This window comes from Rhizobium sp. 05L419 (genome assembly GCF_056397845.1).
In genome coordinates this window covers 141,565-168,368 of sequence record NZ_JBFTOF010000004.1, presented here as the reverse complement: position 1 = coordinate 168,368, position 26,804 = coordinate 141,565, and the positions used below count along the sequence as shown (strand labels likewise).

The window sequence follows — 26,804 nt, the reverse complement described above, 5'->3', positions numbered from 1 at the left end:
AAACGAAAAATCACGAACGGGTGAGACCAAGCGTCTGAAAGCGACGCCGAAACACATCGTCGTGAGCCGACGCGACAAGCCACAGCCGGCCAAACAAAAACAACCGCCGGAGATGTCTCTCCGGCGGTCGCTATCGGTGCACTTTCTATCGATCAGGCTGCGAGGTCGCGCAGAACCGTCTGCAGGATGCCACCGTTGTTGAGGTAGATCACCTCGTCGAGCGTATCGACACGCGATAGCAGCGGAACGTCCTTCACGGTTCCATCGCCGTAGGTGATCTTGGCGATCTTCCTCTCGCGCGGCTTGATGTCTTCCAGGCCTTCGATGGTGACAAGTTCATCACCCTTAAGGCCGAGCGTTGCCCAGGTCGTGCCCTCTTCGAAGACGAAGGGGATGATACCCATGCCGACCAGGTTCGAGCGGTGGATGCGCTCGAAGGACTGGGCGATGACCGCCTTGACGCCGAGAAGGTTGGTGCCCTTCGCGGCCCAGTCGCGGGAAGAACCGTTGCCGTATTCGACGCCCGCGAAGATAACGAGCGGAACGCCCTCGGCCTTGTACTGCATGGCCGCATCGTAGATCGATTCCTCTTCCTTCGACGGGTAATGGATGGTGTAGCCACCTTCCTTGCCGTTCGGGCCGAGCATGTGGTTGCGGATGCGGATGTTGGCGAAGGTGCCGCGCATCATGACTTCATGGTTGCCGCGCCGCGTGCCGTACTGGTTGAAGTCAGCAACGCCGACATTGTGCTCGAGCAGGTACGCACCTGCCGGAGACGCCGCTTTGATCGAACCGGCCGGAGAAATGTGGTCGGTCGTGATCTTGTCGCCGAAGAGGCCGAGAACGCGGGCACCCTTGATGTCGGAAATGCCCAAGCCCGTCTTGCCCATGCCGACGAAGTACGGCGGGTTCTGGACGTAGGTCGAATTGTCGTCCCAGGCATAGGTCTGGCCCGCAGGGATCTGAACCGCCTGCCAGTTCTCGTCGCCCTTGAACACGTCGGCGTACTTCGATTCGTAGAGTTCGCGCGTGACGTATTTCAAGATGAATTCCTGAACCTCCTTCGAGGTCGGCCAGATGTCCTTCAGGAACACCGGATTGCCGTCCTGGTCCTCGCCGATCGGCTCCTTGGTCAGGTCCTTCTGGACCGAACCGGCAAGCGCGTAGGCGACGACGAGCGGCGGGGATGCCAGGTAGTTCGCCTGAACGTCCGGAGAAATGCGGCCTTCGAAGTTGCGGTTGCCCGACAGCACGCCCGAAACGATGAGGCCCTTGTCGTTGATCGTCTTCGAAACCGGCGCCGGCAGCGGGCCGGAGTTGCCGATGCAGGTCGTGCAGCCGAAGCCGACGAGGTTGAAGCCGAGCTTGTCGAGATCGGCCTGCAGGCCGGACTTGGCAAGGTACTCACCGACGACCTGCGAGCCGGGGGCAAGCGATGTCTTGACCCAAGGCTTCGTCTTCAGACCCTTGGCAACCGCGTTGCGGGCGAGAAGACCGGCGGCGATCAGGACGGACGGGTTGGAGGTGTTGGTGCACGACGTGATGGCAGCAATTGCGACGTCGCCATGACCGAGATCGAAGTCGGTGCCTTCGACCGCATAGCGGTTGGAGAGCTGGCCGGGCTTCTTGTAGTCGGCATCCATCGAGCCGGCAAAACCGGAAGCGATGTTTTCAAGCGGGATGCGGCCTTCCGGACGCTTCGGGCCCGCCATGGCAGGCACGACGTCGCCGAGATCGAGTTCCAGCGTGTCCGTAAAGACGAGGTCCGAACCGTCGCCATCGCGCCACATGCCTTGCACCTTGGAATAGGCTTCGACCAACGCGATGCGGTCCTTGGTGCGGCCCGACATATTGAGGTAGTTGATCGTTTCGCCGTCGACCGGGAAGAAGCCGCAGGTCGCGCCGTATTCCGGGCCCATGTTGCCGATCGTTGCGCGGTCGGCGAGCGGCATGTTGTCCATACCAGGGCCGAAGAATTCGACGAACTTGGAAACAACGCCCTTCTTGCGCAGCATCTGCACGACCATCAGCACGAGGTCGGTCGCCGTGACGCCTTCCTTGAGCTTGCCCGTGAGCTTGAAGCCGATGACCTCAGGCAGCAGCATCGAGACCGGCTGGCCGAGCATGGCTGCTTCCGCTTCGATACCGCCGACGCCCCAGCCGAGTACGCCAAGGCCGTTGATCATTGTGGTATGCGAATCGGTGCCGACGCAGGTATCGGGATAAGCGATCGTCTCGCCGTCCTCTTCCTTCGTCCAGACGGTCTGGCCGAGATATTCGAGATTGACCTGGTGACAGATGCCGGTGCCTGGAGGAACGACGCGGAAATTCTTGAATGCCTGCTGGCCCCACTTCAAGAAGCGGTAGCGCTCGCCGTTGCGCTGATATTCCAGCTCGACGTTCTTGGCAAAGGCCTGGGGCGTGCCGAACTCGTCGACGATGACGGAGTGGTCGATGACGAGGTCGACCGGAACGAGCGGGTTGATCTTTTCGGGATCGCCGCCAAGCGAAACCATCGCGTCGCGCATTGCGGCAAGGTCGACGACGGCGGGAACGCCGGTGAAGTCCTGCATCAGCACGCGTGCCGGGCGATAGGCGATTTCGTTTTCGACAGCGCCCTTGTTATCAAGCCATTCGGCAACAGCCAGGATATGGTCCTTGGTGACGGACTGGCCATCTTCGAAGCGCAGCAGGTTCTCGAGCAGAACCTTCATCGAATAGGGAAGCTTCGAAACGCCGGCTAGGCCGTTGGCCTCAGCCTTGGGAAGGCTGTAATAGATATAGTCCTTACCGTTCACATTGAGCGTGGAACGACAATTGAAGCTGTCAAGAGATTTAGACACGAGAGACCCCGTTTCCGATAGCGAACACAGTCGTGCGGACGCCTATGCACTTAATGCACATCAGGATGCGGGTACGGCCATTTCCGCTGTCCGCCCGTGGAACAAATGCTCCATGTTCGGCGCAAGGATGATATTCACGCCGACCGCTGGCGTGGTTGCGGGTCTTATAGATAGTTTCTATGAAAGGTGCCAGAGAGGGCGTAGCCCATTTCGGACATTTTTTGCGTTGCGATGACTGAAAACTTAAACGACGGATATGCCATGCATCTCGACGCCGCCAATCTCGCTGCACGCCGGGGCGAAGACCTGATTTTCGAGGGCATGTCCTTTCGCCTGGAATCGGGCGAAGCGCTGGTTCTGACAGGGAAAAATGGATCAGGGAAGTCAACTTTACTACGAGTCCTGGCCGGTCTGTTGCGCCAGGAAAGAGGCTCGGTGACATTCACTGATTCGCAGGGTCGTGCGGACGACAATGTCGGCGAAGTCAGCCACTATCTCGGCCACCGCAATGCGATGAAAAACGAGCTGACGGTCGACGAAAATCTGACGTTCTGGCGCGACTTCCTTGGCGTCGGCAACGGCACTCTTCCCCAACTGTCCATCGAGGACGCCGCCGGCGCGGTAGGCCTCGCCGGTATCACCCATCTGCCGTTCGGCTACCTCTCCGCCGGCCAGCAACGCCGATTCGCCTTTGCCAAGCTGCTCGTCGCCTACCGCCCGGTCTGGATTCTGGACGAACCGACGGCGGCGCTGGACACAAGCGCCGATCGGCTGTTTGCCGATCTCATCGAGGCACATCGCAAGCAAGGCGGCATCGTGCTCGCCGCGACCCATCAGCCCCTGGGGCTGGAGAATGCGCGCGAACTGCACATGACCGGTTTTGCCGGCGTCGATCACGGGGTGTGGGGATGACGAATGTGCCTGCACCAACGTCCCCTCCCCGACCCCTCCCCACCAGGGGGAGGAGCTTGCGTGCCGGAGCAGCTCTGCACGATCGAGACCTCTCGACACCCGCAGCGATCACGTTTCTGTGCCAGAAAGGGCCCCAACTTGGCCCCTCCCATTTGCGCGGAGGGGTTGGCGATGGGTCTTTTGTCGCAGCCATAGGGGAGGGGTTTTCAGCCATAACCGGCAACATGTCCGACAAGCACCCCGTCATCACCCAGGAGCCAGCACCCCGCCCATGACCGCACTTCTCCTGCGTGACCTCAAGCTTTCCATCCGCGCCGGCGGAGGTGCCCTCATCGGCGTGCTGTTCTTCCTCACCGTCGTCGCCGTTATTCCCTTCGGCGTCGGGCCGGATCTCAAGCTGCTTTCCCGCATCGGCCCCGCCATCGTCTGGATCGGTGCGCTGCTGGCCGCCCTCCTCGGCCTCGATCGCCTTTTCCAGGCCGAGCGCGACGATGGATCGCTCGATTTGATGCTGATGCAGGAAACGCCCCTGGTCATCACCGTGCTCGTCAAATGTCTGGCACACTGGATTGCCACCAGCCTGCCTCTCGTCATCGCCTCGCCGCTGCTCGGCCTCTTCATGAACATGAGCGAAACGGCGATCGGCGCAACCATGCTGACGCTGCTGGTCGGCTCACCCGCCATCACCTTCATCGGTGCCGTCGGCGCGGCTGTCGCGGTTGCTCTTCCGCGCGGCGGTCTGCTGGTCTCGATCCTCGTCCTGCCGCTGGCGATCCCGGTACTGATCTTCGGCGTCAGTGCCACCTATGCCGCGGTMGAAGGAGCAACGCCTTTTCTCCCGCCATTCCTGATCTTGATCGCGCTGACACTGTTCTTCGCCGTGCTCGGACCCGCGGCGGCAGCATTGGCGCTGCGCAACACATCGGATTGATGGAGCGCTCGATTGCGGCAAGTGACAGATCGCGGTAAGGAAATGACATGAGCGAAACGAGCCTAGCCATCAGCAAATTCAGCGACCTCGCCAACCCGACGCAGTTTCTGGCGCTGGCCGCGCGCGCCATTCCCTGGATGGCCGGCTTCACGACCCTCTGTTTCGTCGTGGGGCTGTATCTCAGCTTCACGACCGAGGGCGACTATCAGCAGGGCGAAACGGTCCGCATCATGTACATCCATGTGCCCGCCGCCTGGCTTGCGATGATGGGCTACACGATCATGAGCGTCTCGGCGATCGGCACGCTGGTCTGGCGCCACCCCCTGGCTGATGTGTCCGCCAAGGCGGCCGCGCCGCTCGGCGCCGCCTTCACCCTGATCGCACTGGTGACCGGCTCGCTCTGGGGCAAGCCGATGTGGGGCACCTGGTGGGTCTGGGACGCACGGCTCACCTCCGTCTTCATTCTCTTCCTGATGTATCTCGGCCTGATTGCGCTGAACCGCGCCATGGACGACCCGTCGAAGGCAGCCCGCCTCAGCGCGGTGCTGATCCTCGTCGGTTTTGTCAACATTCCGATCATCAAGTTCTCGGTCGAATGGTGGAATACGCTGCACCAGTCCGCCAGCGTCCTGCGCCTCGACGGGCCGGCGATCGATCCCGAATTCCTGCGCCCGCTGCTGGTAATGGCGATCGCCTTCACCGCCCTCTTCTTCACGCTGCACGTCATGGCCATGCGCAACGAGATCTGGCGCCGCCGCATCGCCGCCCAGCGCCGTATGGCAGCACGTCTCGCAAGCCGCGAGGGATGACCGTGACACACGCTTTCTATGTCTACAGTTCCTACGCCTTCGCCGCCCTCGTCACCGTCGCGGTGACGCTCCGGACATGGGCCGACGGTCGAGCCCGCCGGAAGGATATGGCGACGCTTGAGGCCTCCGGCATCCGCCGCCGCTCGTCAAGCGCAAAGGAAGGTCAATGAGCGCGGCACCGGAAACCAACAGGGCCAAGCGCGGCCTCGGGCGCTACGTCTTCGCCTTGATCCCGCTCGTCGTCTTCGGGGGGATCGCCGCCACGGCTGCGAAGATGCTCTACGATCAGCAGGTCCACGGCAAGGATATCTCGGAAATTCCCTCCGCCCTGATCGGCACCAAGGCGCCGTCGCTGAACCTCGCCCCGCTCGCGGGTGCCAACCTGCCTGCGCTGACGGACAGCGTCGTGAAGGGCAAGCTGACGCTGGTCAACGTCTTCGCCTCGTGGTGCATTCCCTGCCGCGAGGAGCATCCGATCCTGAAGGAACTGGCCAAGGACAGCCGCCTCAACATCGTTGCCATCAACTACAAGGACAAGAACGACAACGCGCTGCGCTTCCTCGGCGAACTCGGCAACCCCTATGCTGCGATCGGCGTCGATCCCAATGGTCAGGCGGCGATCGACTGGGGTGTCTACGGCATTCCGGAAAGCTATCTGCTCGGCCCGGACGGAACCATCCTCTACAAGCGCGTCGGGCCGTTTGATGACATCAGCCTTAGAGAAGGCCTGTTTCCGGCGATGCAGAAGGCGCTGGGCAAGCCTGTTTCTTAAGGGGTTTTCAATCCCACGCCGAGAACTGCTCAGACCCCACCCTGCCAGGTCTTGACGGCCTCCAGCGGCCAGATCAGCATCAGCACGTTCAGCGTCAGATTATCGCGGATCATGTAGCCGGTGAAGATCTCGAAGAAGATGGCGATCGCCACCGTGAGCGCAACAGGCGCCCGCGAGGCGAAGAAGAAGCCGAGGACCATGAACACCGTGTCCATCGCCGAATTGAGGATGCTGTCCCCGTAGTAGTCGAGCGATATCGTCGCCGTGCGGTAACGATCGATGATCAGCGGCGAATTTTCCAGCAGTTCCCAGCCGGATTCGATGACCAGCGCCAACAGCAATCGCATGGCGATCGGTTTGCCGCGCAGGAGAAGGTGCGCGAGGCCATAGAAAATGAACCCGTGGATGATGTGCGACGGCGTGTACCAATCGGACAGGTGCTGCGAATTCCCGCTGGAATTGACCGTACCTTCCCACAGCTTGACATAGCCGCACGTGCAGATCGGGGTTCGCCCCATCATGTATTCGGCAAAGATCTGGACCAGCAGAACCGCCAGGCACGCGGCGAACCAGAACGTCTGATGCTTCGTTCTCTGTGCCGTCTCCAGCGTCGTCAATTCTCGGTCTCTCCTGCAGGCGTTACCGTATGCTTCATGATCAGCGGCATCTGCGCAAGCGTGAAGATGATGGTCACCGGCATTGTCCCCCAGACCTTGAAAGCCACCCAGAAGTCATCGGAGAAATTGCGCCACACGACTTCGTTGAGCACCGCAAGGAAGAGGAAGAAGATGCCCCAGCGGACGGTGAGCTTGCGCCAGCCCTCGGCATCGAGCTGGAAGGCCGCGTTGAAGACATAGCCGAGCAGCGACTTGCCGAAGGCAAGGCCACCGAGCAGGGCGACGCCGAACAGCGCATTGACGATCGTCGGCTTCATCTTGATGAATGTTTCGTTCTGCAGATAGATCGACAGTGATCCGAAGATCAGCACGACGATACCGGAAACGAAGGGCATGATCGGCAAATGGCCGAGCACGACCTTCGACACCAGCAGAGAAATGATCGTCGCCGCCATGAACAGCGCGGTTGCGACGAACAGCGGCCCGCCAAGTGCTGTCAGCGCCGGAAACTTCTCGACCAGCCAGGGACCGCGCAGATTGGCGAAGAAGAAGATCATCAATGGGCCGAGTTCCAGCGCCAGCTTCAGCATCGGATGGTGCCGGTCGGCCTCACTTGGGGTGGTATCGCTCTCGGTTGTCATTCTATCTCTCGTCCGTTCTTCGTCGCGTCACGCTTGCCCGCGCTTGGCGGCATATCTGTGTCATCATTAATTGAGACCGGCAATGGCATGGGCGAAATCCTCAGCCTCGAACGGCTCCAGGTCGTCGACGCCCTCGCCGACGCCGATAAAATAGACCGGCAGCTTGTGCTTGGCAGAGATGGCGACAAGGATGCCGCCGCGCGCTGTGCCATCGAGCTTGGTCATGATCAGGCCGTTGACGCCGGCAACGTTGCGGAAGATCTCGACCTGGTTCAGCGCGTTCTGTCCGGTCGTGGCATCGAGCGTCTGCAGCACCGTATGCGGCGCATCCGGGTCGAGCTTTCCGAGCACGCGCACGATCTTTTCAAGCTCGGCCATCAGCTCCGCCTTGTTCTGCAGGCGTCCGGCGGTGTCGATGATCAGAACGTCGCATTTCTTCGCCTTCGCCTGCTCGAAGGCGTCATAGGCAAGGCCGGCCGCATCGGCGCCGAGCTTGGTGCCGATGAATTCCGACTTGGTGCGGTCGGCCCAGATCTTGAGCTGCTCGATGGCGGCGGCACGGAAGGTATCGCCCGCAGCGATCATGACCTTGAGGCCGGCGCCCGAAAGCTTGGCCGAAAGCTTGCCGATGGTCGTCGTCTTGCCGGTACCGTTGACGCCGACGACAAGGATCACATGCGGCTTGTGGCTGAGATCGAGCTGCAGCGGCTTTGCAACGGGTTTGAGCACCTTGGCGATCTCGCTCGCCATGATGCGGCTGACGTCCTCGCCGGTCACATCCTTGCCGTAGCGTTCGGAGGCGAGCGTATCGGTGACGCGCATGGCCGTTTCGACACCGAGATCGGCCTGGATCAGTAGATCCTCCAGATCCTGCAGCGTCTCGTCATCCAGCTTGCGCTTGGTGAAGAGTGCCGAAATCTGGCCGGTGAGCTGCGACGAGGTGCGGGCAAGGCCGGCACGCAGCCGCTGGAACCAGGAGAGCTTTGCCGGCGGGACGATGGCGACGGTCTCGGAAACGGCGGGGCCTGTGGCGAAGCCCTTGGGGAGAATGGGTTCGGGCTGAGGCTCCGCAGTCTCGCCCCGGTGCTGATCTTTCGTTGCATCGGGCAGGTCCAAGGGTACAAACTCCCCCCCGACCCTGTCGGGCATCCCCTCCACAGGTGGGGGGAGACGGGTGGCGCCGTCTTCCACGGCAACGCCCCCATCACTTTGGGATACGTCTGGACCGGATCGGTCGAAGGAACGGGAAATGTCACCCAGCTCCGTTGTATCCTCGACGATCTCAGCTGATTGGCTGAAGTCGGGCTGTCCGTCCGTCCCCTCACCTGCGGGGATGACCGGCAGGCCAGCGGGGGCATCCGCAGTCTCGATCGTGTCCGCCGCAGCCTCTGCCTCCGGCAGCGACAGCGGCACAAGCCCCATATCTCCCGTCACGATCTCGCCAGGCAGAACCTCGGAAACGTCCTCTGCCCGCACCTCCGGCCCAGGTTCCGCGACCGCGGCAGCCTCCGCCGCTCGTAGCGGCCCATCGTCACCGATATCGCCGGCCGGCCCACCGGCCGTATCCATCTCTTCCGGCAGCACCGGATCGGCCGAGACCGGCAGGTCCTCGACCCGCGACTGCGGCTCCAGCTCGACCTCGAGCGCTCTCGTCTCGGCCGTGTCAGGTGCCTTCTCCTCTGCCGGTTTGTCGGGGCCGAAGGTGAAGACCTTTTTGATGAAACTGAACGCCATGGGGATTCCGTAAACTCAGGCCGCGTCGGCGGCCGTCAATTGCATGTCGAGATGTTTGCCGTTGTGGCCGGTGATCGTCACCGGCACCAGCGCGCGGGGGCTAAGGCCCGGCGCTGCGACAAGCGTGAAGTTTTCCGTATGCGCCAGACCGTTGTTTTCCACCAGCAGCCATTGCCGCGTTCCGACCATGCCGTCGAGATGGGACTGATACAGCCGATGTCCAGTGGTCCGCAATCTTGCGGCCCGCTCTTTGACCAGCGCCCGGTCGAGCTGCGGCATGCGGGCAGCAGGTGTTCCCGGCCGCGGGCTGTAGGGGAAAACGTGCAGGTGCGCGATGCCGGCCTCTTCGGCAAGCCGCACGGCATTGCCGAACATCTCCTCCGTCTCGGTCGGAAAGCCCGCGATCATGTCCGCGCCGATACTGATCTGCGGGCGCAACCGTCTGACCTCATTGACGAAGGCAACGGCATCGGCGCTGGAATGCCGGCGCTTCATCCGCTTCAAGATCATGTCGTCGCCATGTTGCAGCGACAGGTGGAGATGCGGCATGAAGCGCGCCTCGTCGGCGATGAGGTCGAAAAGATGCCTGTCCGCCTCGATGCTGTCGATCGAGGACAGGCGCAGGCGTCTGATATCGGGGATCTGCTTCAGCAGTGTCTTGGCAAGCAGCCCGAGCGTCGGCTCACCCGGCAGGTCGGCGCCGTAGCTGGTCGCATCGACGCCGGTCAGCACGATTTCGCAATAGCCGCTCTCGACCAGCCGGCGCGCCTGATCGACGACCGCGCCCATCGGCACGGAACGCGAATTGCCGCGTCCGTAGGGAATGATGCAGAAGGTACAGCGATGATCGCAACCGTTCTGCACCTGGATAAAGGCGCGCACATGCCCGTCGATGTGCTTGACCATCTGCGGTGCCGTCTGGCGAACGCTCATGATGTCGTTGACCCGCAGCTTCTCCTCGGCGCAAACGCCGAAATCCGGCAGCGCGCGATAGGAGGTGCTCTTCAGCTTCTCCTCGTTGCCGAGCACGGCATCGACCTCGGCCATCTCGGCAAAGGTCTCTTTCTCGGTCTGTGCGGCACAGCCGGTGACGATGATGCGCGCATGGGGGTTGTCGCGCCGCGCCCGGCGGATCGCCTGGCGGGCCTGGCGCACGGCCTCGCCCGTGACGGCGCAGGTGTTGACCAGAATGGCATTGTTAAGCCCGGCCTTTTCGGCCTCGGCCCGCATCACTTCGGATTCGTAGGTGTTGAGACGACAGCCGAATGTGATGACCTCGACGCCACTCACCGCGCTTCCGCCCCCTGCGCCTCGGCGCGCGACCAGAGCCCCGTTGACGGATCGACGATGCCGGACCATTCCCATTCGGCAGGGCCGGTCATGACGACATGATCATCGCTTTGGCGCCAGTCGATGGTGAGCGACCCACCGTGCGGGCTGCTGGCCACCTTGATCGACACCTTGCGACCGGTGCGCCCGGTCCGCGCCGCCGAGACCGCCGCCGCACAGGCAGCGGACCCGCAGGCAAGCGTCAGCCCGGCGCCGCGTTCCCACGTGCGCGTCGTGATCGATGTCGGCGAGGTCACCTCGGCGAGCGTGATATTGGCGCGCTCGGGAAACATCGGATGGTTTTCGAGAAGCGGCCCGAAGCGGGCCAGATCAAACGACATCACATCGCGATCGACCCAGAAGATCGCATGCGGATTGCCCATCGAGGCGACGGAGGGCGAATGCAGCACGGGATTGTCGATCGGCCCGATCTGCAGCTCGATGCGGCTGGTATCGTGGAATTCTTCGGCAAGCGGGATCTTGTCCCAGTCGAACACCGGCTTGCCCATATCGACCGAGATCGTCCCATCCTCGAGCTCAACGGCATTGAGAATGCCGGCGACGGTCTGGAAGGTGAAAACGCGTCTGCCGGTCTCCGCCGCCAGCGCCTGCACCACGCAGCGCGTGCCATTGCCGCAGGCCTGCGCCTTTGTGCCATCCGAATTCAGGATATCGATCCAGGCATCGGTGCCCGCAGCCTTCGGATCATGGATCGCCATGATCTGGTCGAACTGCGTCTCGGCAGCAGCGTTCAGAGCAATCGCGGCCTGAGGCGTCACCTTGTCGGTGCGACCACGCATGTCGACGACCAGGATCTTGTTTCCAAGCCCGTTCATCTTCGCGAATTCGACCGTTCTGCTCATCATCTCATGTCCATGTCTGTTTGGGCTGTATATGGCGGAAATGCGCGAGAATTACCAGTGGGTGCAGGAATGGCTCGACGGATGAGCTTCTGACTTTATGCGTTCTGCCGGGCGTTCCGGTCCCGCAGATAGCCGCTCGTCACGGAACTCCCACGGCACAGCATGAAAGTCTCGCGGGCTCGACCATCGCCCCTGTATTTAAGAATGATCGCAACTATCTAGCGCTTTGCTTCAGTTGCAGGCATTCTTTGTTTTTGGACGCGTGCTTTTGGCTATGGGAGGATTGCCGATGCGCTGCTTCACGGTACTTGGACCTTCGCAGACGGGAAAGTCGACACTGGTGGCAAAGCTGACCGCGCTGGAAGGCACCCCGCGAAAGGCTATCTCTCCGTATGGATCGAGCCTCACGGAATTCGACTTCGCAGGCGAAACATGGTGCGCGCTGGATACGCCAGGCACGAACGAATCCCTGGCGCTTGCCCAGGATGCGCTCCTGGCAAGCGACGCCTGTATCCTCTGCGTCTCGCCCGCCCCTGACGAGGCCGTCTTGGCCGCGCCTTATCTGCGGGCCGTCGAAGCGTCGGGAACACCTTGCATCCTGTTCGTCAATCGGATCGACGAGCCGCAGGGGCGTCTTCGCGATGTCATCGCCTCGCTGCAGGCCTATTCAAGTCACCCGCTCGTCCTCAGGCAGGTGCCGATCCGCGAGGGAGACACGATTGTCGGCAGCTGCGACCTGATTTCGGAGCGCGCCTGGCGCTACCGCGAGGGTCAGCCGTCCGCACTCGTCGAACTTCCCGCCAGCTCAGCGGAGCGCGAGCACGAAGCACGCGCCGAATTGCTGGAACAGCTTTCCGAATTCGACGATTGGCTGCTGGAAGAGCTCATCGAAGATCGTGAGCCCGCAAGCGACGCGCTGTTTGCCATCGCCTCGCGCACGCTGAAGGAAAACAGGATCATTCCGGTGCTCTTTGGCGCGGCCTCTCACAGCAACGGGATCAAGCGTCTGATGAAGGCACTGCGTCACGAGGCACCGCCGGTTGCGGCTCTTCGCGGCCGCCTTGCCGTTGCCGGAAGTCTCGATGGAAGCGCATTGCTCGCCGTCAGCTTTCACGCGCACCACCGCGCCAACATCGGCAAGACAGTGCTGGTGCGCGCGCTTGGCGACGGGTTGAAGCAGGGTGCCGCACTCGGCGGCGCCGGGCTCGGCGCTATCCAGGAAGCCGGCACCGGGCGCCCGCTGGCGGGCAATATTCCGGCCGGCCAGGTCTTCGGCGCCATCAAATCGGACCACCTGCCGGTACCGGCCCTGCTGACCGCGACGGCTGCAGCAGAACCGCCAGAATGGACCGAGCCGCCGACACCGATGCTCGAACGCATCCTCGTGCCCGGCAGCGAACGCGACGAAACCAAGCTTTCGGCAACGCTCGCAAAGCTTGCCGAAACCGACCGCGGCCTGAAGGTGATGCAGGAGGAGGGAACGGGCGCGCAGCTGATCTGTGCTCAAGGGCCCGTGCATCTTCGTGATCTTCGCAAGACATTGTCGGATGTCTTCCGGGTCGAGGTAACAGATCGGTCGCCAAACCCGGTCTATCGTGAAACCATATCGAAACCCTCGAGCATCCATTACCGCCATCGCAAGCAGACCGGCGGCGCCGGACAGTTCGCGGACGTCCAGCTGAGTGTGCGCCCCAACGAGCGCGGCCAGGGCTTTACCTTCGGAGAGACGGTGAAGGGCGGCACGGTTCCCCGAAATTACATACCTGCAGTGGAGGCGGGAGCACGCGAAGCCATGGAGAAAGGCCCTCTCGGCTTTCAGGTGATCGACGTCGAGGTGACACTCACCGACGGCCAATACCATTCCGTCGACAGTTCCGAGTTCGCCTTTCGGGCCGCAGGCAAGATGGGCGTCAAGCAGGCTTTGTCACAGGCGGCGGCCGTTCTGATGCAACCGGTGGCACGGGTCGAAATCCACATACCGTCGGTCTTTTCCGGCGGCGTGGTGGCAATCGTGTCCTCATTGAGGGGGCAAGTGCTCGGTTTCGATCGCGATGAGAGCGCCAAGGGATGGGATATCTTCCGCGCGCTCGTACCCGGCGGGACACTCGAGGAATTGGCGCGGGCGTTGCGCTCGGCCACGCAAGGGATCGGATACTTCTCCAAGACCTTCGACCATTTCGAGGAACTCTACGGCAAGGAGGCCGAGGCGATCATCAACGCGCACGGTGCCGGAACACACCCGAGTTGACGACAGGCGACATTTCACGCCACGGGCACATCGAACACCTCGCCCGCCCTCAGCGGCCTGAATCGCCCTGGCGCAAACCCCTGCTGGCGGAGCGCCGCGTCAAGCGCTGTAACCGGTGCGTCGATCGCTTCGTCGGTCAGCTGGAATGTTGCGAAGTGATGTCCCGCCACGTAGGCGGCGTTGCTCAACTGCATCCCGGCCACCGCTTCTTCTGGGTTCTGGTGTTGGCCCTGCATAAACCAGCGCGGCTCGTAGGCGCCGAACGGCAGGATCGCGAGGCGGAAACCGCCATGTTTCTCACGGGCAGCCTTGTAGTTTGCACCCCCGTGAAAGCCTGTGTCACCGATATGGTAGACCTTGCCCGCCGGCGTCGAAATGACGAAGGCTGCCCAAAGGGCCATGCGGCGATCCCCGGTGCCGCGCGCCGACCAGTGATGGGCAGGCTCCGCATCGATCGTGATGCCCTGCGAAATAGTGATACGCTCGCCCCAATCCGTCACACTGATCCGTGCTTCGGGCAAGGCGAGACGAATGATCGTGTCGTTGCCAAGCGGCGTGATGATATGCGGACGGTGCTTCGCCTGAAGCCGCTTGAGCGTCGCGACATCGAGATGATCGTAGTGATTGTGTGAAACCAGGACGAGATCGATCGGCGGCAGATCTTCGAAACGGATGCCGGGCGGGACAACGCGCTTTGGACCGGCCAGACGAAAGGGGCTGGCGCGCTCCGACCATAAGGGATCGGTCAGTATATTGAGGCCGCCCACCTGGATAAGCATCGAGGCATGCCCGACCATGGTGACGCGCAAGCCGTCGCCGGAAATGCGAGCCTGCGGCCTTGCTGGCGCAAACGGGCTCGCAACCTGCTTGGGCCAGCGATTGCGGCCGCCTGCAAACTGCCATTTCAGGAGATCGCGAAAACCCAGCGGCTCGACGCCGCCTGGATTGAAGAAATGGGTGCCGTCGAAGTGGTCTGAGACCGGGCCCTGATAGTAGCGGTTTTTCGGTTTAGCGCGTGGCATAGGGCGGCGGCCTCGATGGACGGGAACTGAACTTGGGTTGCGTCGACCGGTTTTGAAAGGTCGCAATGCGGTAATTCGGCTGCCTTGCCTTGACTCTCAGCCCGATTTCCTGTTTACCGCCGCTCAATCTGCGACGAGCTTCAAGACTCGAGCCACCGACCGGGACCCTAAAAGGTATAAAGCGATCCCGGAGGTCCACACCCGACAGCGCGATGCGCCCTCGGGTGCTTTTTGGCTATGCGTCTTGTTTTCGTCAAGGAAAAGCACGAGGTTTCCGCCATACCGGAAACTGTAAGGAAGAGCCGATGTTTGAAAACCTCCAGGACCGTCTTGGATCCATTCTGAATGGACTGACAGGCCGTGGCGCGCTTTCGGAAACCGATGTTTCTGCAGCGCTGCGCGAGGTTCGCCGTGCCTTGCTGGAAGCCGACGTCGCGCTCGACGTCGTCCGTGGCTTCACCGACCGTGTGCGAGAAAAGGCCGTCGGCGCCGAGATCCTGAAATCGATCAAACCGGGCCAGATGGTCGTCAAGATCGTCCATGACGAGCTGATCGAGATGCTCGGCGGCGAAGGCGTCGGTGTCGATCTGCACGCCGCCGCCCCCGTCGTGATCATGATGGTCGGTCTGCAGGGCTCCGGCAAGACGACGACGACGGCCAAGATCGCCCACCGCCTGACCACGCGCGATAAGAAGAAGGTGCTGATGGCATCGCTCGACACGCGCCGTCCGGCAGCGCAGGAGCAGCTTCGCCAGCTCGGCGCTCAGGCCAGCATCGACACCCTGCCCGTGATATCAGGCCAGTCCCCGACCGATATTGCCGCCCGCGCCGTGCAGGCCGCCAAGCTCGGCGGCCATGACGTCGTCATCCTCGACACCGCCGGCCGCACGCATATCGACGAGCCCTTGATGGCCGAGATGGCCGACATCAAGAAGAAGTCGAACCCGCATGAAATCCTGCTGGTCGCGGACTCGCTGACCGGTCAGGACGCCGTCAATCTCGCCCGCAGCTTCGACGAACGTGTCGGCATCACAGGCCTGGTACTGACCCGCATGGACGGCGACGGCCGCGGCGGCGCGGCCCTTTCGATGCGCGCCGTCACCGGCAAGCCGATCAAGCTGATCGGCGTCGGCGAACGGATGGGCGAGCTGGAAGAATTCCATCCCCGCCGTATCGCCGACCGTATCCTCGGCATGGGCGACATCGTTTCGCTGGTCGAGCGCGCCGCCGAAAACATCGACGCCGAAAAGGCGGCGGCCATGGCCGCCAAGATGGCCAAGGGCAAGTTCGACCTCAACGACCTCGCCGACCAACTGCGCCAGATGCAGAAGATGGGTGGCATGGGCGGCATCATGAGCATGATGCCCGGCATGTCGGGCATGAAGGACAAGATGGCCTCCGCCGGCCTCAATGATAGCCTGTTCGGCCGCCAGATCGCCATTATCGGCTCGATGACCAAGGCCGAACGCGCCAATCCCGACATGCTCAAGCACTCCCGCAAGAAGCGCATCGCCGCCGGCTCCGGAACCGACGCCTCCGACATCAACAAGCTTCTGAAGATGCATCGCCAGATGGCGGACATGATGAAGATGATGGGTGGCAAGGGCAAAGGCGGCATGATGAAGCAGATGATGGGCGGTCTTGCCGGCAAGATGGGCCTTGGGGGCGGTATGGGCGGCATGCCTGATCTCTCCAACATGGACCCCAAGCAGCTCGAAGCGCTCCACAAGCAGTCTGAGGCTGCCGGTCTCGCAAAGCCGGGCGGCGGCATGCCGACTGGTTTGCCCGGTCTCGGCGGCGCCAGGCTGCCAGGCCTCGGTGGTGGTTTCCCGGGCCTTCCCGGTTTGCCCAAGAAGAAGTGAAGGGGTCGCGTAAACGATGACTGATCCTGAAATCAAAGCCCAGCTTGCGAGCTACCGCCAGTCGATCGACAACATCGATGCGGCACTCGTCCATATCCTGGCCGAACGGTTCCGCTGCACCAAAGAGGTCGGCGTCCTCAAGGCCAGGTACAAATTGCCGCCGGCCGATCCGGCGCGCGAGGAATACCAGATCGAACGCCTCCGCCACCTGGCGAAGGATGCCAATCTGGACCCGGATTTCGCCGAGAAGTTCCTGAACTTCGTCATCAAGGAAGTCATCCGGCATCATGAGCAGATCGCAGCGGATCACGCCGAGAACGGCGCCGTCGCAAAGTAACCTACACCGCTTAATCGGCGGTTCAGACACATCCAAGGAGTAAAGAAAATGGCACTGAAAATTCGTCTCGCCCGCGGTGGCTCCAAGAAGCGCCCGTACTACCACATCGTTCTCGCCGACGCCCGTTCGCCGCGCGACGGCCGTTTCCTGGAAAACCTCGGTTCCTGGAACCCGATGCTCGCCAAGGACAACGACGCGCGCGTCAAGCTCGACGGCGACCGCATCAAGCATTGGATCGAACAGGGCGCACAGCCGACTGACCGCGTTCTGCGCTTCCTCAACGAAGCTGGCCTTGCAAAGCGCGATGCCAAGAATAACCCGGAAAAGGCAAAGCCAGGCAAGCGCGCTCAGGAGCGTGCCGCTGAAAAGGCTCAGAAGATCGCTGACGCTGCCGAAGCTGCTGCTTCCGCAGAATAATTCGGGATCTTCCCTGATTGAACGGGTGGCATGGCGACATGCCGCCCGTTTTCGTTTCCATTCCGTCCCACATCGTTTATGAGAAATCCAGATTTCCGGCTTCACATGAAGGACGCCATGACAAAGCTTGAAAACCCGGTGCTGATGGCAACAATCGGCGGCGCGCAAGGCCTTCGCGGCGAAGTGCGCGCCAAGGCCTATACCGCCGACCCGACCGCCCTTGGCGACTACGGCCATCTGCACAGCCTCGACGGCCGCAGTTTCGAGGTCCTCGAAATCCGCGAGGCGAAGAACGTCGTCGTCGTTCGCTTCCGCGGCATCAACGACCGCAATGCAGCCGAAGCCCTGAACGGGCTGGAGCTCTACGTCGAGCGCGACAACCTGCCGGACGAGGAGCTGGAGGAGGACGAGTTCTTCTATGCCGACCTCGAGGGGCTGGAAGCGCTGGACGACCAGGGCGTCAGCTATGGCACGGTGACCGGCGTCTTCGATTTCGGCGCAGGCGACCTTCTCGAACTCAAAGGTCCCGGCAAGCGCCCGGTGTTGATCCCGTTCTCCGAAGCGTCTGTGCTGGAGATCGATCTCGAAAGCGGCAGGATCACAATCGATCCGCTGGCAGCCGGCCTCGTCGAGGATCCGGACGAAGAGCCGAGCTTTGCGCCGGACAAGCCGAAAAAGAAAAAGTGAGGCAGCCCATGGCTTTCCGGGCGACCGTGCTGACACTCTACCCGGAGATGTTTCCGGGCCATCTCGGTGTCTCGCTGGCCGGCAAGGCAATGGAGCGTGGCCAATGGTCGCTGGACGCCGTGCAGATCCGCGATTTCGCCACCGACAAACACCGCACCGTCGATGATACGCCCGCTGGCGGCGGGGCCGGCATGGTGCTGAAGCCAGACGTCCTGGCCCGCGCCATCGACACCGTATCCGACAACGACACCCGTCCCCGCCTGCTGATGAGCCCACGCGGCAAGCCGCTGACGCAGGAGCGCGTGCGCGAGCTTGCCTCTGGTGACGGCGTAATCATTGTTTGCGGCCGGTTCGAAGGCGTCGACCAGCGCGTCATCGACGCCCGCGAACTGGAGGAGGTCTCGATCGGCGACTACGTGCTGTCTGGTGGCGAGCCGGCCGCCCTGACCATGCTCGACGCCATCGTCCGCATCCTGCCAGGCGTCATGGGCAACGATCTGTCGGGTCTCCACGAGAGCTTCGAAGGTGGTCTGCTGGAGCATCCGCACTATACGCGCCCGCAGGAATGGGAAGGCCGCGACATCCCGCCGATACTGACCTCCGGCAACCACGGCGCCATCGACAAGTGGCGGCGTGAACAGGCCGTGCAACTGACCAGAGAGCGGCGGCCGGACCTGCTGGACAGGTAAGCAGGAAGAGAATGCCCGGCCGAAGCCCCAGCCAGTCGCAAGACCGTTGCTTCAATCGGGCAGCAGCCCTGTGATAGAGCCGAAAATGCAAATTGCTATTTTTCGGCTTTGCTTTCCACCGCAAGGCCGGCGAGTATTTTCTCAAGTGCCGAACGCACTGTCTTGAGATCATTCACACCGACAAGCTGGAGCCATTCCTCCTCGATACGCTTGCCGGACTTCATCGCCAGCGGGCGGATTTTCTTTCCGCGTTCGGTAAGAAACACCAGGCGCGCGCGTTTGTCCGTCGGATGGGCAAGCCGGGCTACATAACCAAGCGTCTCAAGTTCCTCGACAGTCTGCGCCATCGACTGTTTGCGCACGTGCGCCTTCTCAGCCAGTTCCGATACCTGCATGCCCTTGTCGGAAACGAACGTGAAAACGCTCGCGTGGTGCGGACGTATGTCATCAAAGCCGGCCTCCGCCAGAGCTTCATCGACGCCTGACGAGAACTGTTGGTGTGCGAGGCGCAAAAGTACACCGAGGGAAGGAGAATCCGGAAAAGGTGTGTCAGCCATATTGACAGGTACCTGTCTAAATTTGTATATAGACAGGTACCTTACCATATAAGTACACGGGGAATAAAGTCATGCCGACCTTATCCATTCTCGATTCCGAAATTCACTACCGCGACGCCGGAGCCGGCGTCCCTTTCGTATTCATTCACGGAAACCCCGCCTCCTCATATGTTTGGCGCAACGTCATGCCGAATATCGGCGCTCCCGCCCGCACCCTGGCACCGGATCTCATCGGCATGGGCGGTTCCGGCAAACCGGCTATTGCGTACCGGTTTGCCGATCATGCCCGCTACCTCGATGCCTGGTTCGACGCTCTCGACCTGGACGGCGTTATTCTTGTTGGTCACGATTGGGGTGGTGCGCTGGCGATGGACTGGGCTGCCCGCCATCCCGGACGTATTCGAGGGATCGTGCTGATGGAGACGATCCTCCGGCCCCTGACATGGGAGGATTTCCCGGCATCCCACCGAGCCCGCTACGAAACGCTGCGCGCGCCGGGAACCGGCGAGGCAAAAGTGCTGGGCGAGAATTTCTTCATTGAACAGGCATTGAAACTGACCGTGCGCACCGGACTGAGCCCCGAGGATCACGATGTCTACCGCCAGCCCTATCCGACGGCGGACAGCCGCAAACCGTTGCTTGCCTGGCCGCGAGAGATGCCGATTGAAGGCACGCCGGCAGACACGATCAAGCGCATCGAAGCCTATGACGAATGGCTGGCCTCCACACCTGCCGTTCCCAAACTGCTGCTTGCCTTCGATGGTGACGAGGGTACGCTCATGATCGGCCCAAGATTGATCGACTGGGCAATCCAGAACATGGCATCGCTCGAAATCGAGGGATGCGGGCCCGCCGCACATGTCTGCCCGGAAGATCAGCCATTGGCGATCGCGCAAGCTATTCGATCGTGGGCTGATCGGCATCAGCTCCGTTAGCCACGGTTTTGTCGCAGACGTCGGCCGCAAAAGTCGACGCTATGCGACCGATTTTTGCGACCAGGTAATCCACGTCTCGGTCAGGCCGAAGCCGGAGGTTTGCCGATTTCAGGTGGCAGCGCCGACGACGGATCGCCGCGCGCCCATGCGCAACAGATAATAGACCCCACCGCCGATGCCGACGCCGAAGAACCAGCCATAGGTGCCCCACCAGTCAGGCAGGAACGATGTGAAGGTCGGAAGGATGGAGGAGAACAGCGAGCCGATCGCGAATGCAATGAAAGCATTCACATGCCAGCCACCCTGGAACCGGAACTCGCCGTTCTCCTGGTAGAGCGCCGCGACGTTCAACTCGCCCTTCCGGATCAGATAGTAGTCAACCATCATCACCCCGAAGATCGGCCCCATGGTCGAGCCGATGAAGTTGACGAAGTGGGCGGCACCCGTCTCCCATGGTGCGAACGGATAAAGCAAAAGCGCGATCAGAGCGGCGATATAGCCGCCGCGCTTGAAGCTGATCTGCCGCGGGAAGACGTTCGAGAAGTCGAAGGCCGGCGAGACGAAATTCGCGACCACGTTGATGCCGAGCGTCGCGACGGCGAAGGTAAGCGCCGCCAGCAGTGCCAGGAACCAGCTATCGAATTTCGCAGAGATCGCTTCAGGATGCAGGAGCACTTCGCCATAGACCGTGAACGCCGCCGTCGTCGTCACCCCAGCCACGAGGCAGAACGCGATCAGGTTGATCGGCAGGCCCCAGAGATTGCCCTTGCGCAACGTCTTGACGTCCTTGGCGTAGCGCGAAAAATCGCAGAAGTTCAGGTAGAGCGCTGCAAAATAGGTGATCCAGGTCGCGGCAACGGCGGCAAGCGCGGGAAGCGAACCCGGCTCTCCCGGAATGCCGGCATCCTTCGTCTTCTCGAGCAGCACGTCGCGCGGGATCTCGCTGCCGAAGGAGAAGGTACCTGCCTTGATCACGAGATAGACGGCGAGAACAAGCATCATGATCCAAACGGCAGGGCCGGCCAGATCCTGAAACTTGCGGACGGTCTCCATGCCGCGCTGGATGATCAGCAGCTGCAACGACCAGACAATCACGTAGCAGATGACCTCGAGCGTCGAATGGCCGAAGAGATGATTGTTCTGCTGGAAGGCAAGAAGGCTCTCGTTGCGGATCAGGAGCGCAACGATCGCGCCTGATGCCGCCGCCGTTTGCGCACCGTACCAGAAGCAGGCGACGACGGCACGCACGAGCGCCGGCGCATTGGCTCCGAACGTGCCGAATGAGGCACGCGCAAGCACCGGGAACGGAACGCCGGTCTTGACGCCAGCATTGCCGACGAGGCTCATCAGGAAAAAAATCACCAGCGACCCGATGCCGATGGCGAGCACGAAGTTGATGAAACTGCCGCAGAGCAGGAAAAGGCTCGCAGCCAGATAGTAGCCCCATAGGCTGTGGACGTCTGACGTCCACACATTGAAGATGCTGAAGGCGCCCCACTTCCTCTCCCTGGCGGGCGCCAAGTCCTCGTTATGCAACGAGGGCGATGGATTGCTGATTGTCATGATTCCCCTCTCCGATCTCCCAAGACCACAAAATGGCCACAATCCAGTGTGCTGTCATCTTGTGCATTTGACAAATATTTAATCAAATAATGCACAGACTTGATGCCGTTCCTGCGTGACGGCACCATGCYGTCGCCGCCTTCGGACAATGAAATTTGCGCCGCAAGGGGTGACAAAGCCCGCGCAATAGGGTATGCGCACGCCCGGAATGGGAAATTTCCCATCAACCAAGCAAAGAAAGACAGACGAATTCGCTCCTGCCCTTACCGGCAAATATCTGCGGCCTGACCAAGGATAGATCGTTTAGAGCGCTCTGGCTGTTGAACCAACAAAGAGGTTGAGTCATGAACATCATTCAGCAGCTTGAGGCCGAACAGGTCGCCAAGATCGAAGCCAAGCGCACGCTTCCGGAATTCTCCCCGGGCGACACCGTCCGCGTCAACGTGAAGGTCACGGAAGGCACCCGTACCCGCGTTCAGGCCTATGAAGGCGTCTGCATCGCACGCTCCGGCGGCGGTCTGCAGGAAAACTTCACGGTCCGCAAGATTTCCTACGGCGAAGGCGTCGAGCGCGTATTCCCGGTTTACTCCCCGATGATCGAAAGCGTCGACGTCGTTCGCCGCGGTAAGGTCCGTCGCGCGAAGCTCTATTACCTGCGCGACCGTCGCGGCAAGTCTGCTCGTATCGTTGAAGACACCGGCGTTCGCGCCCGCAAGCTCAACGACGCCGAGCGCGCCGCTATCGCCGAGGAAAAGGCACGCCTGGAAGCCGAAAAGGTTGCAGCAGCTCAGGCGCTCGCAGCCGAAAAGGCAGCACAGGAAGCCGCAGAAGCCAAGGCGGCTGCCGAAGCAGCGGCCGCAGCTGCTGCGGAACCGGCAGCAGAATAAGTTCTGCGCTGACGCAAAATTCTTTGCGCGAAAAGGCGGTCTTCGGGCCGCCTTTTCTGTTTTTGGACCTTTTGCCTTGGGCAATTGCCCTTGCCATCCACTTTGCAACTATGACAGTTTTCCGCCAGCCACAATTCGGGGAGACTTTTTCAAAATGACGTTCCGCCGCACCGTCCTCGCAGGACTGACCGCTCTTGTTCTTTCGCCGCTGGCGACCTTTGCCGCCGATCTCCCCGACCTCAAGGGCAAGCCGGTTGTCGTCGTCACCGAGAATGCCTACCCGCCGCTGCAGTTCGTCGATCCGAAGTCCGGCAAGGCCATAGGCTGGGAATATGACGCGATGAACGAGATCGCCAAGCGGCTGAACTTCAAGGTCGAGTACCAGAACACCAGCTGGGACGCGATGATCCAGGCTGTCTCCGACAACCAGTACAACATCGGCATGACCGGCATCACCATCAAGGACGACCGCAAGGCCAAGGTGGATTTCTCCGACCCCTACTTGCGCTCGCAGCAGTTCATGCTGGTGCGCGGCGATGAAAGCCGCTTCACGGACGCCAAGACCTTCGGCGCATTCAACGACGGCCTCGTCGGCGCGCAGCCAGGCACCTCACCCTTCTACACCGCCGTCTACGAGATCCTCGACGGCAACGAGCAGAACCCGCGCATCAAGCTCTTCGAAACCTTCGGCGCCACCGTCCAGGCGCTGAAGGCCGGCGACGTCGACGTCGTGCTGACCGACAGCGTTGCGGCCAAGGGCTATGTCGATGCCTCCAACGGCGGCCTGAAGGTCATCGGCGGCCCGCTCGGCACCGAGGACTTCGGCTTCATCTTCCCGAAGGGCTCCGACCTGGTCGCTCCGCTCAACGCCGCGATCGCAAGCCTGAAAGCCGACGGCACCTTCGATGCGCTGAACAAGAAGTGGTTCCTCGATTACAAGATGGGTCAATGATCCGCTCTTCAGCTCCCCTGTGCTAGCGCCTCAGCCGGCCCCCGGCAAACATAGTAAGGGCGACTACCCTTGGTGGCTGGTCGCCCTTGTTGTCGTCGGCATTGTCCTTGCCGCCGTCATCGTCACCAACGACATCTACGCGCAGGTTTTCCGCACCGTCTTCAACGGCGTCGGCATCACCGTTTTCGTCACCCTGGTGGGTTTTTCCCTGGCGATCGCGCTTGGCCTCGGCATCGCCCTTCTCGGCCTTTCCGACAGCGTCGTGCTACGCCAGATCTCGCGCTTCTACATCGAGGTCATCCGCGGCGTGCCGATGCTGGTGCTGCTGTTCTATGTCGCGTTCGTCGGCGCGCCCGCAATCGTCGCCGCCTACAATTTCGCGACCACGCCGCTGGTTCGCGCCGGCCTCTTCGAACCTGTCTTGGTACGCGAGTTCTCGCTGATGTGGCGGGCAATCATCGCGCTGATGATCGGCTACTCCTCCTTCATCGCCGAGGTCTTTCGCGCCGGCATCCAGTCCGTCGATCACGGGCAGATCGAGGCAGCCAAGGCACTCGGCCTGTCGCGCTACCAACGCTTCCGCCTCGTGGTCTTTCCGCAGGCGATCAAGGTCATCTTCCCGCCGCTCTCCAACGACTTCGTGGCCATGGTCAAGGACTCATCGCTCGTTTCCGTACTCGGCGTTTCCGACATCACCCAGATGGGCAAAATCTACGCCTCCGGCTCCTTCCGCTTCTTTGAAACCTATTCGATCGTCACCTATATCTACCTCATCCTGACGATCGGATTGTCGCTTGCCCTAAGGCAGGTGGAGAAGCGGATGCGCGGGAAGGACCGGAGATAGCGGCTTGATGTTTAGAATTGCCGCCGTCGCCAAAAATTGATATGTGACGGCTCATGGAATCCAAGTTCAAGTGCATTGGGGCGCATATTTTCGTGCTGCAGGATCATTATCGCCTGCCGGCACGCTTCTTTGCAACCGTTTCCGGTGCGCTCAACAGCCGACTTCGTTGATCGAATGACGGCCGGGCGGACCTGTCCGCCAAACTCCATTCTCCATACGCATCCAAAAACGGACCCACTGCCATGAGCGCACCGCGTACCCTCTACGACAAAATCTGGGACGACCACCTGGTCGATGAACAGCCGGACGGCACCTGTCTTCTCTACATCGATCGCCATCTGGTCCACGAGGTCACCTCGCCGCAGGCCTTCGAAGGCCTGCGCATGACCGGCCGCACGGTTCGCGCGCCTGAGAAGACGCTCGCCGTCGTCGATCACAACGTCCCGACCTCGCCCGATCGCCATCTCGGCATCAAGAACGAGGAAAGCCGCATCCAGGTCGAGCAGCTTGCCATCAACGCCGCCGAGTTCAACGTCGAGTACTACTCGGAGAACGACAAGCGCCAGGGCATCGTGCATATCATCGGGCCGGAACAGGGCTTCACCCTGCCCGGCATGACGATCGTCTGCGGCGACAGCCACACCTCGACCCACGGCGCTTTCGGCTCCCTCGCCCATGGCATCGGCACGTCTGAGGTCGAGCACGTTCTCGCCACCCAGACGCTGATCCAGAAGAAGGCGAAGAATATGCTGGTGCAGGTCGACGGCAAGCTGCCGGCCGGCGTCACCGCCAAGGACATCGTTCTCGCCATCATCGGCGAAATCGGCACTGCAGGCGGGACCGGCTACGTCATCGAATATGCGGGCGAAGCCATCCGCGCACTGTCGATGGAAGGCCGCATGACCGTCTGCAACATGTCGATCGAAGGCGGCGCCCGCGCCGGCCTCATCGCGCCTGACGACATCACCTTCGAATACATCAAGGGCAAGCCGCGCGCTCCGAAGGGCGAAACGCTGGAGCAGGCGATCGCCTACTGGCGGACGCTGACATCGGACGAAGGCGCCCACTACGACCGCGTCGTCACGCTGAACGCCGCGGAACTGCCGCCGATCGTCTCGTGGGGCTCCTCGCCCGAGGACGTCATCTCGGTTCAGGGCATCGTTCCGAACCCGGACGAGATCAAGGACGAGACGAAGCGCACCTCGAAGTGGCGCGCTCTGGACTATATGGGGCTGAAGCCGGGCACCAAGATCACCGACATCGCTGTTGATCGCGTCTTCATCGGCTCGTGCACCAACGGCCGCATCGAGGATCTGCGGGCAGCCGCCAAGGTTGTCGAAGGCAAGACCGTTGCCTCGACCGTCAACGCCATGATCGTTCCGGGCTCCGGCCTCGTGAAGGAACAGGCGGAAGCCGAAGGCCTCGACAAGATCTTCAAGGATGCGGGCTTCGATTGGCGCGAACCGGGCTGCTCCATGTGCCTGGCCATGAACGACGACCGCCTGAAGCCGGGCGAACGTTGCGCATCGACCTCCAACCGCAACTTCGAAGGCCGCCAGGGCTTCAAGGGCCGCACGCACCTTGTCTCTCCCGCGATGGCCGCCGCAGCCGCGATCGCTGGCCACTTCGTCGATATCCGCGAGTGGAATTGACGCAATATGCTTCCCTCGCCCATCGGTGAGGGAAGCCATCCGTCTTCGCAAGACATGACCCGCATTCGGTGCCACAATACGTCACGCGACTGTTTGCCTGTTGTTTGTTCGGGTGAGCGACATGGATGCGTCAAGCACCAGCGCGCCGCAATGGCGGCGTCTTCTTCTTCTGCGCCATGCGAAATCCGCCTGGCCGCCGGATGTCGCTGATCACGACCGTCCACTGGCGGAGCGTGGGCAGAAGGCATCGCCGCTGATCGGGGCCTATATGGCCCACGAAATGCTGCTGCCAGACCTCGTCCTCGTCTCCACCGCGCGACGCGCGCAGGAAACATGGGGGCTCGTGGCAAGATCACTGCCCCCAACCTCTCGGCGCGACGTACCGGAGCTTTATGCAGCCTCGGCAGCCCGCATGGCCGGCATCCTCGTCAACGTTGATCCGGCGATCCGGACAATTATGTTGGTCGGGCACAATCCCGGTTTGGCAGACTTCGCGGAGGGCCTCGTCGGCACAGGCGATTCCGATGCGCGCAGACGCATGTCGGAAAAATTCTCGACTGGCAGCCTCGCGGTACTCGCCTTCGAGGCGGATAGTTGGAAAGATCTCTCACCGGGATGCGGGAAGCTGGAGCGTTTCGTGACGCCGCGCATGCTCGCCTGAATGCAGGTACCATCAATGACAGGGGGCGGCTTGGCGCCGC

26 protein-coding genes are annotated in these 26,804 nt (G+C 61.8%); 17 read left to right on the top strand and 9 right to left on the bottom strand.

Going from position 1 to position 26,804, the window contains the following annotated elements:
- Positions 1–152 precede the first annotated feature (152 nt).
- Positions 153–2,843 carry an aconitate hydratase AcnA gene (gene acnA, locus AC1DMK_RS06840; RefSeq protein ID WP_037059137.1) on the bottom strand — a complete coding sequence of 897 codons (2,691 nt, stop codon included), beginning with the start codon at positions 2,841–2,843 and terminating at the stop codon, positions 153–155.
- A 261-nt stretch (positions 2,844–3,104) separates the two neighbouring features.
- Between acnA and ccmA the strand changes: the two genes are divergently transcribed.
- The 5 genes from ccmA to AC1DMK_RS06815 all read left to right on the top strand — a co-directional run bounded on the left by ccmA (position 3,105) and on the right by AC1DMK_RS06815 (position 6,267).
- Positions 3,105–3,755, top strand: coding sequence for a heme ABC exporter ATP-binding protein CcmA (ccmA, locus tag AC1DMK_RS06835; RefSeq protein WP_477857883.1), 651 nt, complete (start codon positions 3,105–3,107; stop codon positions 3,753–3,755).
- A 271-nt stretch (positions 3,756–4,026) separates the two neighbouring features.
- Positions 4,027–4,686 (top strand): heme exporter protein CcmB, encoded by a 660-nt coding sequence (ccmB, locus tag AC1DMK_RS06830; protein ID WP_037059134.1) that lies wholly within the window; start codon positions 4,027–4,029, stop codon positions 4,684–4,686.
- A 47-nt stretch (positions 4,687–4,733) separates the two neighbouring features.
- Entirely contained in the window at positions 4,734–5,495 is a 762-nt protein-coding gene (locus AC1DMK_RS06825) for a heme ABC transporter permease (RefSeq protein WP_037059133.1), read from the top strand.
- 2 nt (positions 5,496–5,497) lie between these two features.
- Positions 5,498–5,665 carry a heme exporter protein CcmD gene (gene ccmD, locus AC1DMK_RS06820; RefSeq protein ID WP_477857880.1) on the top strand — a complete coding sequence of 56 codons (168 nt, stop codon included), beginning with the start codon at positions 5,498–5,500 and terminating at the stop codon, positions 5,663–5,665.
- Entirely contained in the window at positions 5,662–6,267 is a 606-nt protein-coding gene (locus AC1DMK_RS06815) for a DsbE family thiol:disulfide interchange protein (protein WP_037059132.1), read from the top strand. Before ccmD ends, AC1DMK_RS06815 begins: the two co-directional genes overlap by 4 nt.
- 29 nt (positions 6,268–6,296) lie before the next feature.
- Here the strand turns inward: AC1DMK_RS06815 and AC1DMK_RS06810 are convergent, their stop codons facing one another.
- The 5 genes from AC1DMK_RS06810 to dapF form a co-directional block, all read right to left on the bottom strand.
- Entirely contained in the window at positions 6,297–6,884 is a 588-nt protein-coding gene (locus tag AC1DMK_RS06810; RefSeq protein ID WP_477857878.1) for a DUF2585 domain-containing protein, read from the bottom strand.
- A complete protein-coding gene (locus AC1DMK_RS06805; protein ID WP_037059130.1) occupies positions 6,881–7,525 on the bottom strand; it encodes a septation protein A in 645 nt (214 codons plus the stop codon). The genes AC1DMK_RS06810 and AC1DMK_RS06805 overlap by 4 nt, the downstream gene beginning before the upstream one ends.
- Before the next feature lie 66 nt (positions 7,526–7,591).
- Positions 7,592–9,259 (bottom strand): signal recognition particle-docking protein FtsY, encoded by a 1,668-nt coding sequence (ftsY, locus tag AC1DMK_RS06800; protein WP_477857876.1) that lies wholly within the window; start codon positions 9,257–9,259, stop codon positions 7,592–7,594.
- 15 nt (positions 9,260–9,274) lie between these two features.
- Positions 9,275–10,549 (bottom strand): tRNA (N(6)-L-threonylcarbamoyladenosine(37)-C(2))-methylthiotransferase MtaB, encoded by a 1,275-nt coding sequence (gene mtaB / locus AC1DMK_RS06795; RefSeq protein ID WP_037059128.1) that lies wholly within the window; start codon positions 10,547–10,549, stop codon positions 9,275–9,277.
- Positions 10,546–11,451 carry a diaminopimelate epimerase gene (gene dapF, locus AC1DMK_RS06790; protein ID WP_477857874.1) on the bottom strand — a complete coding sequence of 302 codons (906 nt, stop codon included), beginning with the start codon at positions 11,449–11,451 and terminating at the stop codon, positions 10,546–10,548. Before dapF ends, mtaB begins: the two co-directional genes overlap by 4 nt.
- Positions 11,452–11,740: 289 nt before the next feature.
- Between dapF and AC1DMK_RS06785 the strand changes: the two genes are divergently transcribed.
- Complete coding sequence (locus tag AC1DMK_RS06785) at positions 11,741–13,699, top strand: elongation factor G (RefSeq protein ID WP_037059124.1); 1,959 nt, start codon at positions 11,741–11,743, stop codon at positions 13,697–13,699.
- A gap of 14 nt (positions 13,700–13,713) precedes the next feature.
- On the opposite strand, the gene AC1DMK_RS06780 is transcribed toward AC1DMK_RS06785, so the two are convergent.
- Positions 13,714–14,721 (bottom strand): MBL fold metallo-hydrolase, encoded by a 1,008-nt coding sequence (locus tag AC1DMK_RS06780; RefSeq protein WP_477857871.1) that lies wholly within the window; start codon positions 14,719–14,721, stop codon positions 13,714–13,716.
- Positions 14,722–15,026: 305 nt separating this feature from the next.
- Between AC1DMK_RS06780 and ffh the strand changes: the two genes are divergently transcribed.
- The 5 genes from ffh to trmD all read left to right on the top strand — a co-directional run bounded on the left by ffh (position 15,027) and on the right by trmD (position 18,713).
- A complete protein-coding gene (ffh, locus tag AC1DMK_RS06775; protein WP_477857870.1) occupies positions 15,027–16,583 on the top strand; it encodes a signal recognition particle protein in 1,557 nt (518 codons plus the stop codon).
- 16 nt (positions 16,584–16,599) lie between these two features.
- On the top strand, positions 16,600–16,920 hold the full coding sequence (locus AC1DMK_RS06770) for a chorismate mutase (protein WP_477857868.1): 321 nt from the start codon (positions 16,600–16,602) through the stop codon (positions 16,918–16,920).
- 48 nt (positions 16,921–16,968) lie between these two features.
- Positions 16,969–17,337 carry a 30S ribosomal protein S16 gene (gene rpsP / locus AC1DMK_RS06765; protein ID WP_037059114.1) on the top strand — a complete coding sequence of 123 codons (369 nt, stop codon included), beginning with the start codon at positions 16,969–16,971 and terminating at the stop codon, positions 17,335–17,337.
- 117 nt (positions 17,338–17,454) lie between these two features.
- Positions 17,455–18,024, top strand: a complete 570-nt coding sequence (gene rimM, locus AC1DMK_RS06760) for a ribosome maturation factor RimM (protein ID WP_037059456.1) — start codon at positions 17,455–17,457, stop codon at positions 18,022–18,024.
- An 8-nt stretch (positions 18,025–18,032) separates the two neighbouring features.
- Positions 18,033–18,713, top strand: a complete 681-nt coding sequence (gene trmD, locus AC1DMK_RS06755; protein ID WP_037059113.1) for a tRNA (guanosine(37)-N1)-methyltransferase TrmD — start codon at positions 18,033–18,035, stop codon at positions 18,711–18,713.
- A 95-nt stretch (positions 18,714–18,808) separates the two neighbouring features.
- Here the strand turns inward: trmD and AC1DMK_RS06750 are convergent, their stop codons facing one another.
- Positions 18,809–19,270, bottom strand: coding sequence for a MarR family winged helix-turn-helix transcriptional regulator (locus tag AC1DMK_RS06750; protein WP_477857865.1), 462 nt, complete (start codon positions 19,268–19,270; stop codon positions 18,809–18,811).
- Between the two features lie 71 nt (positions 19,271–19,341).
- Here AC1DMK_RS06750 and AC1DMK_RS06745 point away from each other — a divergent pair, with 71 nt between their 5' ends.
- Positions 19,342–20,205 carry a haloalkane dehalogenase gene (locus tag AC1DMK_RS06745; protein WP_477857863.1) on the top strand — a complete coding sequence of 288 codons (864 nt, stop codon included), beginning with the start codon at positions 19,342–19,344 and terminating at the stop codon, positions 20,203–20,205.
- 108 nt (positions 20,206–20,313) lie between these two features.
- On the opposite strand, the gene AC1DMK_RS06740 is transcribed toward AC1DMK_RS06745, so the two are convergent.
- Positions 20,314–21,768 (bottom strand): NCS1 family nucleobase:cation symporter-1, encoded by a 1,455-nt coding sequence (locus tag AC1DMK_RS06740; protein ID WP_477857862.1) that lies wholly within the window; start codon positions 21,766–21,768, stop codon positions 20,314–20,316.
- Positions 21,769–22,112: 344 nt separating this feature from the next.
- On the opposite strand from AC1DMK_RS06740, the gene rplS reads away from it, so the two are divergent.
- The 5 genes from rplS to AC1DMK_RS06715 all read left to right on the top strand — a co-directional run bounded on the left by rplS (position 22,113) and on the right by AC1DMK_RS06715 (position 26,764).
- Positions 22,113–22,655 (top strand): 50S ribosomal protein L19, encoded by a 543-nt coding sequence (gene rplS, locus AC1DMK_RS06735; protein WP_037059104.1) that lies wholly within the window; start codon positions 22,113–22,115, stop codon positions 22,653–22,655.
- Positions 22,656–22,809: 154 nt separating this feature from the next.
- Positions 22,810–23,607: a transporter substrate-binding domain-containing protein gene (locus AC1DMK_RS06730; protein WP_037059103.1), complete on the top strand. Its 798-nt coding sequence runs from the start codon at positions 22,810–22,812 to the stop codon at positions 23,605–23,607.
- A gap of 19 nt (positions 23,608–23,626) precedes the next feature.
- Positions 23,627–24,451, top strand: coding sequence for an amino acid ABC transporter permease (locus AC1DMK_RS06725; RefSeq protein ID WP_037059101.1), 825 nt, complete (start codon positions 23,627–23,629; stop codon positions 24,449–24,451).
- Between the two features lie 242 nt (positions 24,452–24,693).
- A complete protein-coding gene (leuC, locus tag AC1DMK_RS06720; RefSeq protein ID WP_037059100.1) occupies positions 24,694–26,103 on the top strand; it encodes a 3-isopropylmalate dehydratase large subunit in 1,410 nt (469 codons plus the stop codon).
- A gap of 121 nt (positions 26,104–26,224) precedes the next feature.
- The gene (locus tag AC1DMK_RS06715; protein ID WP_477857859.1) at positions 26,225–26,764 is read left to right on the top strand and encodes a SixA phosphatase family protein; all 540 of its coding nucleotides are present in this window, start codon (positions 26,225–26,227) and stop codon (positions 26,762–26,764) included.
- Positions 26,765–26,804 lie beyond the last annotated feature (40 nt).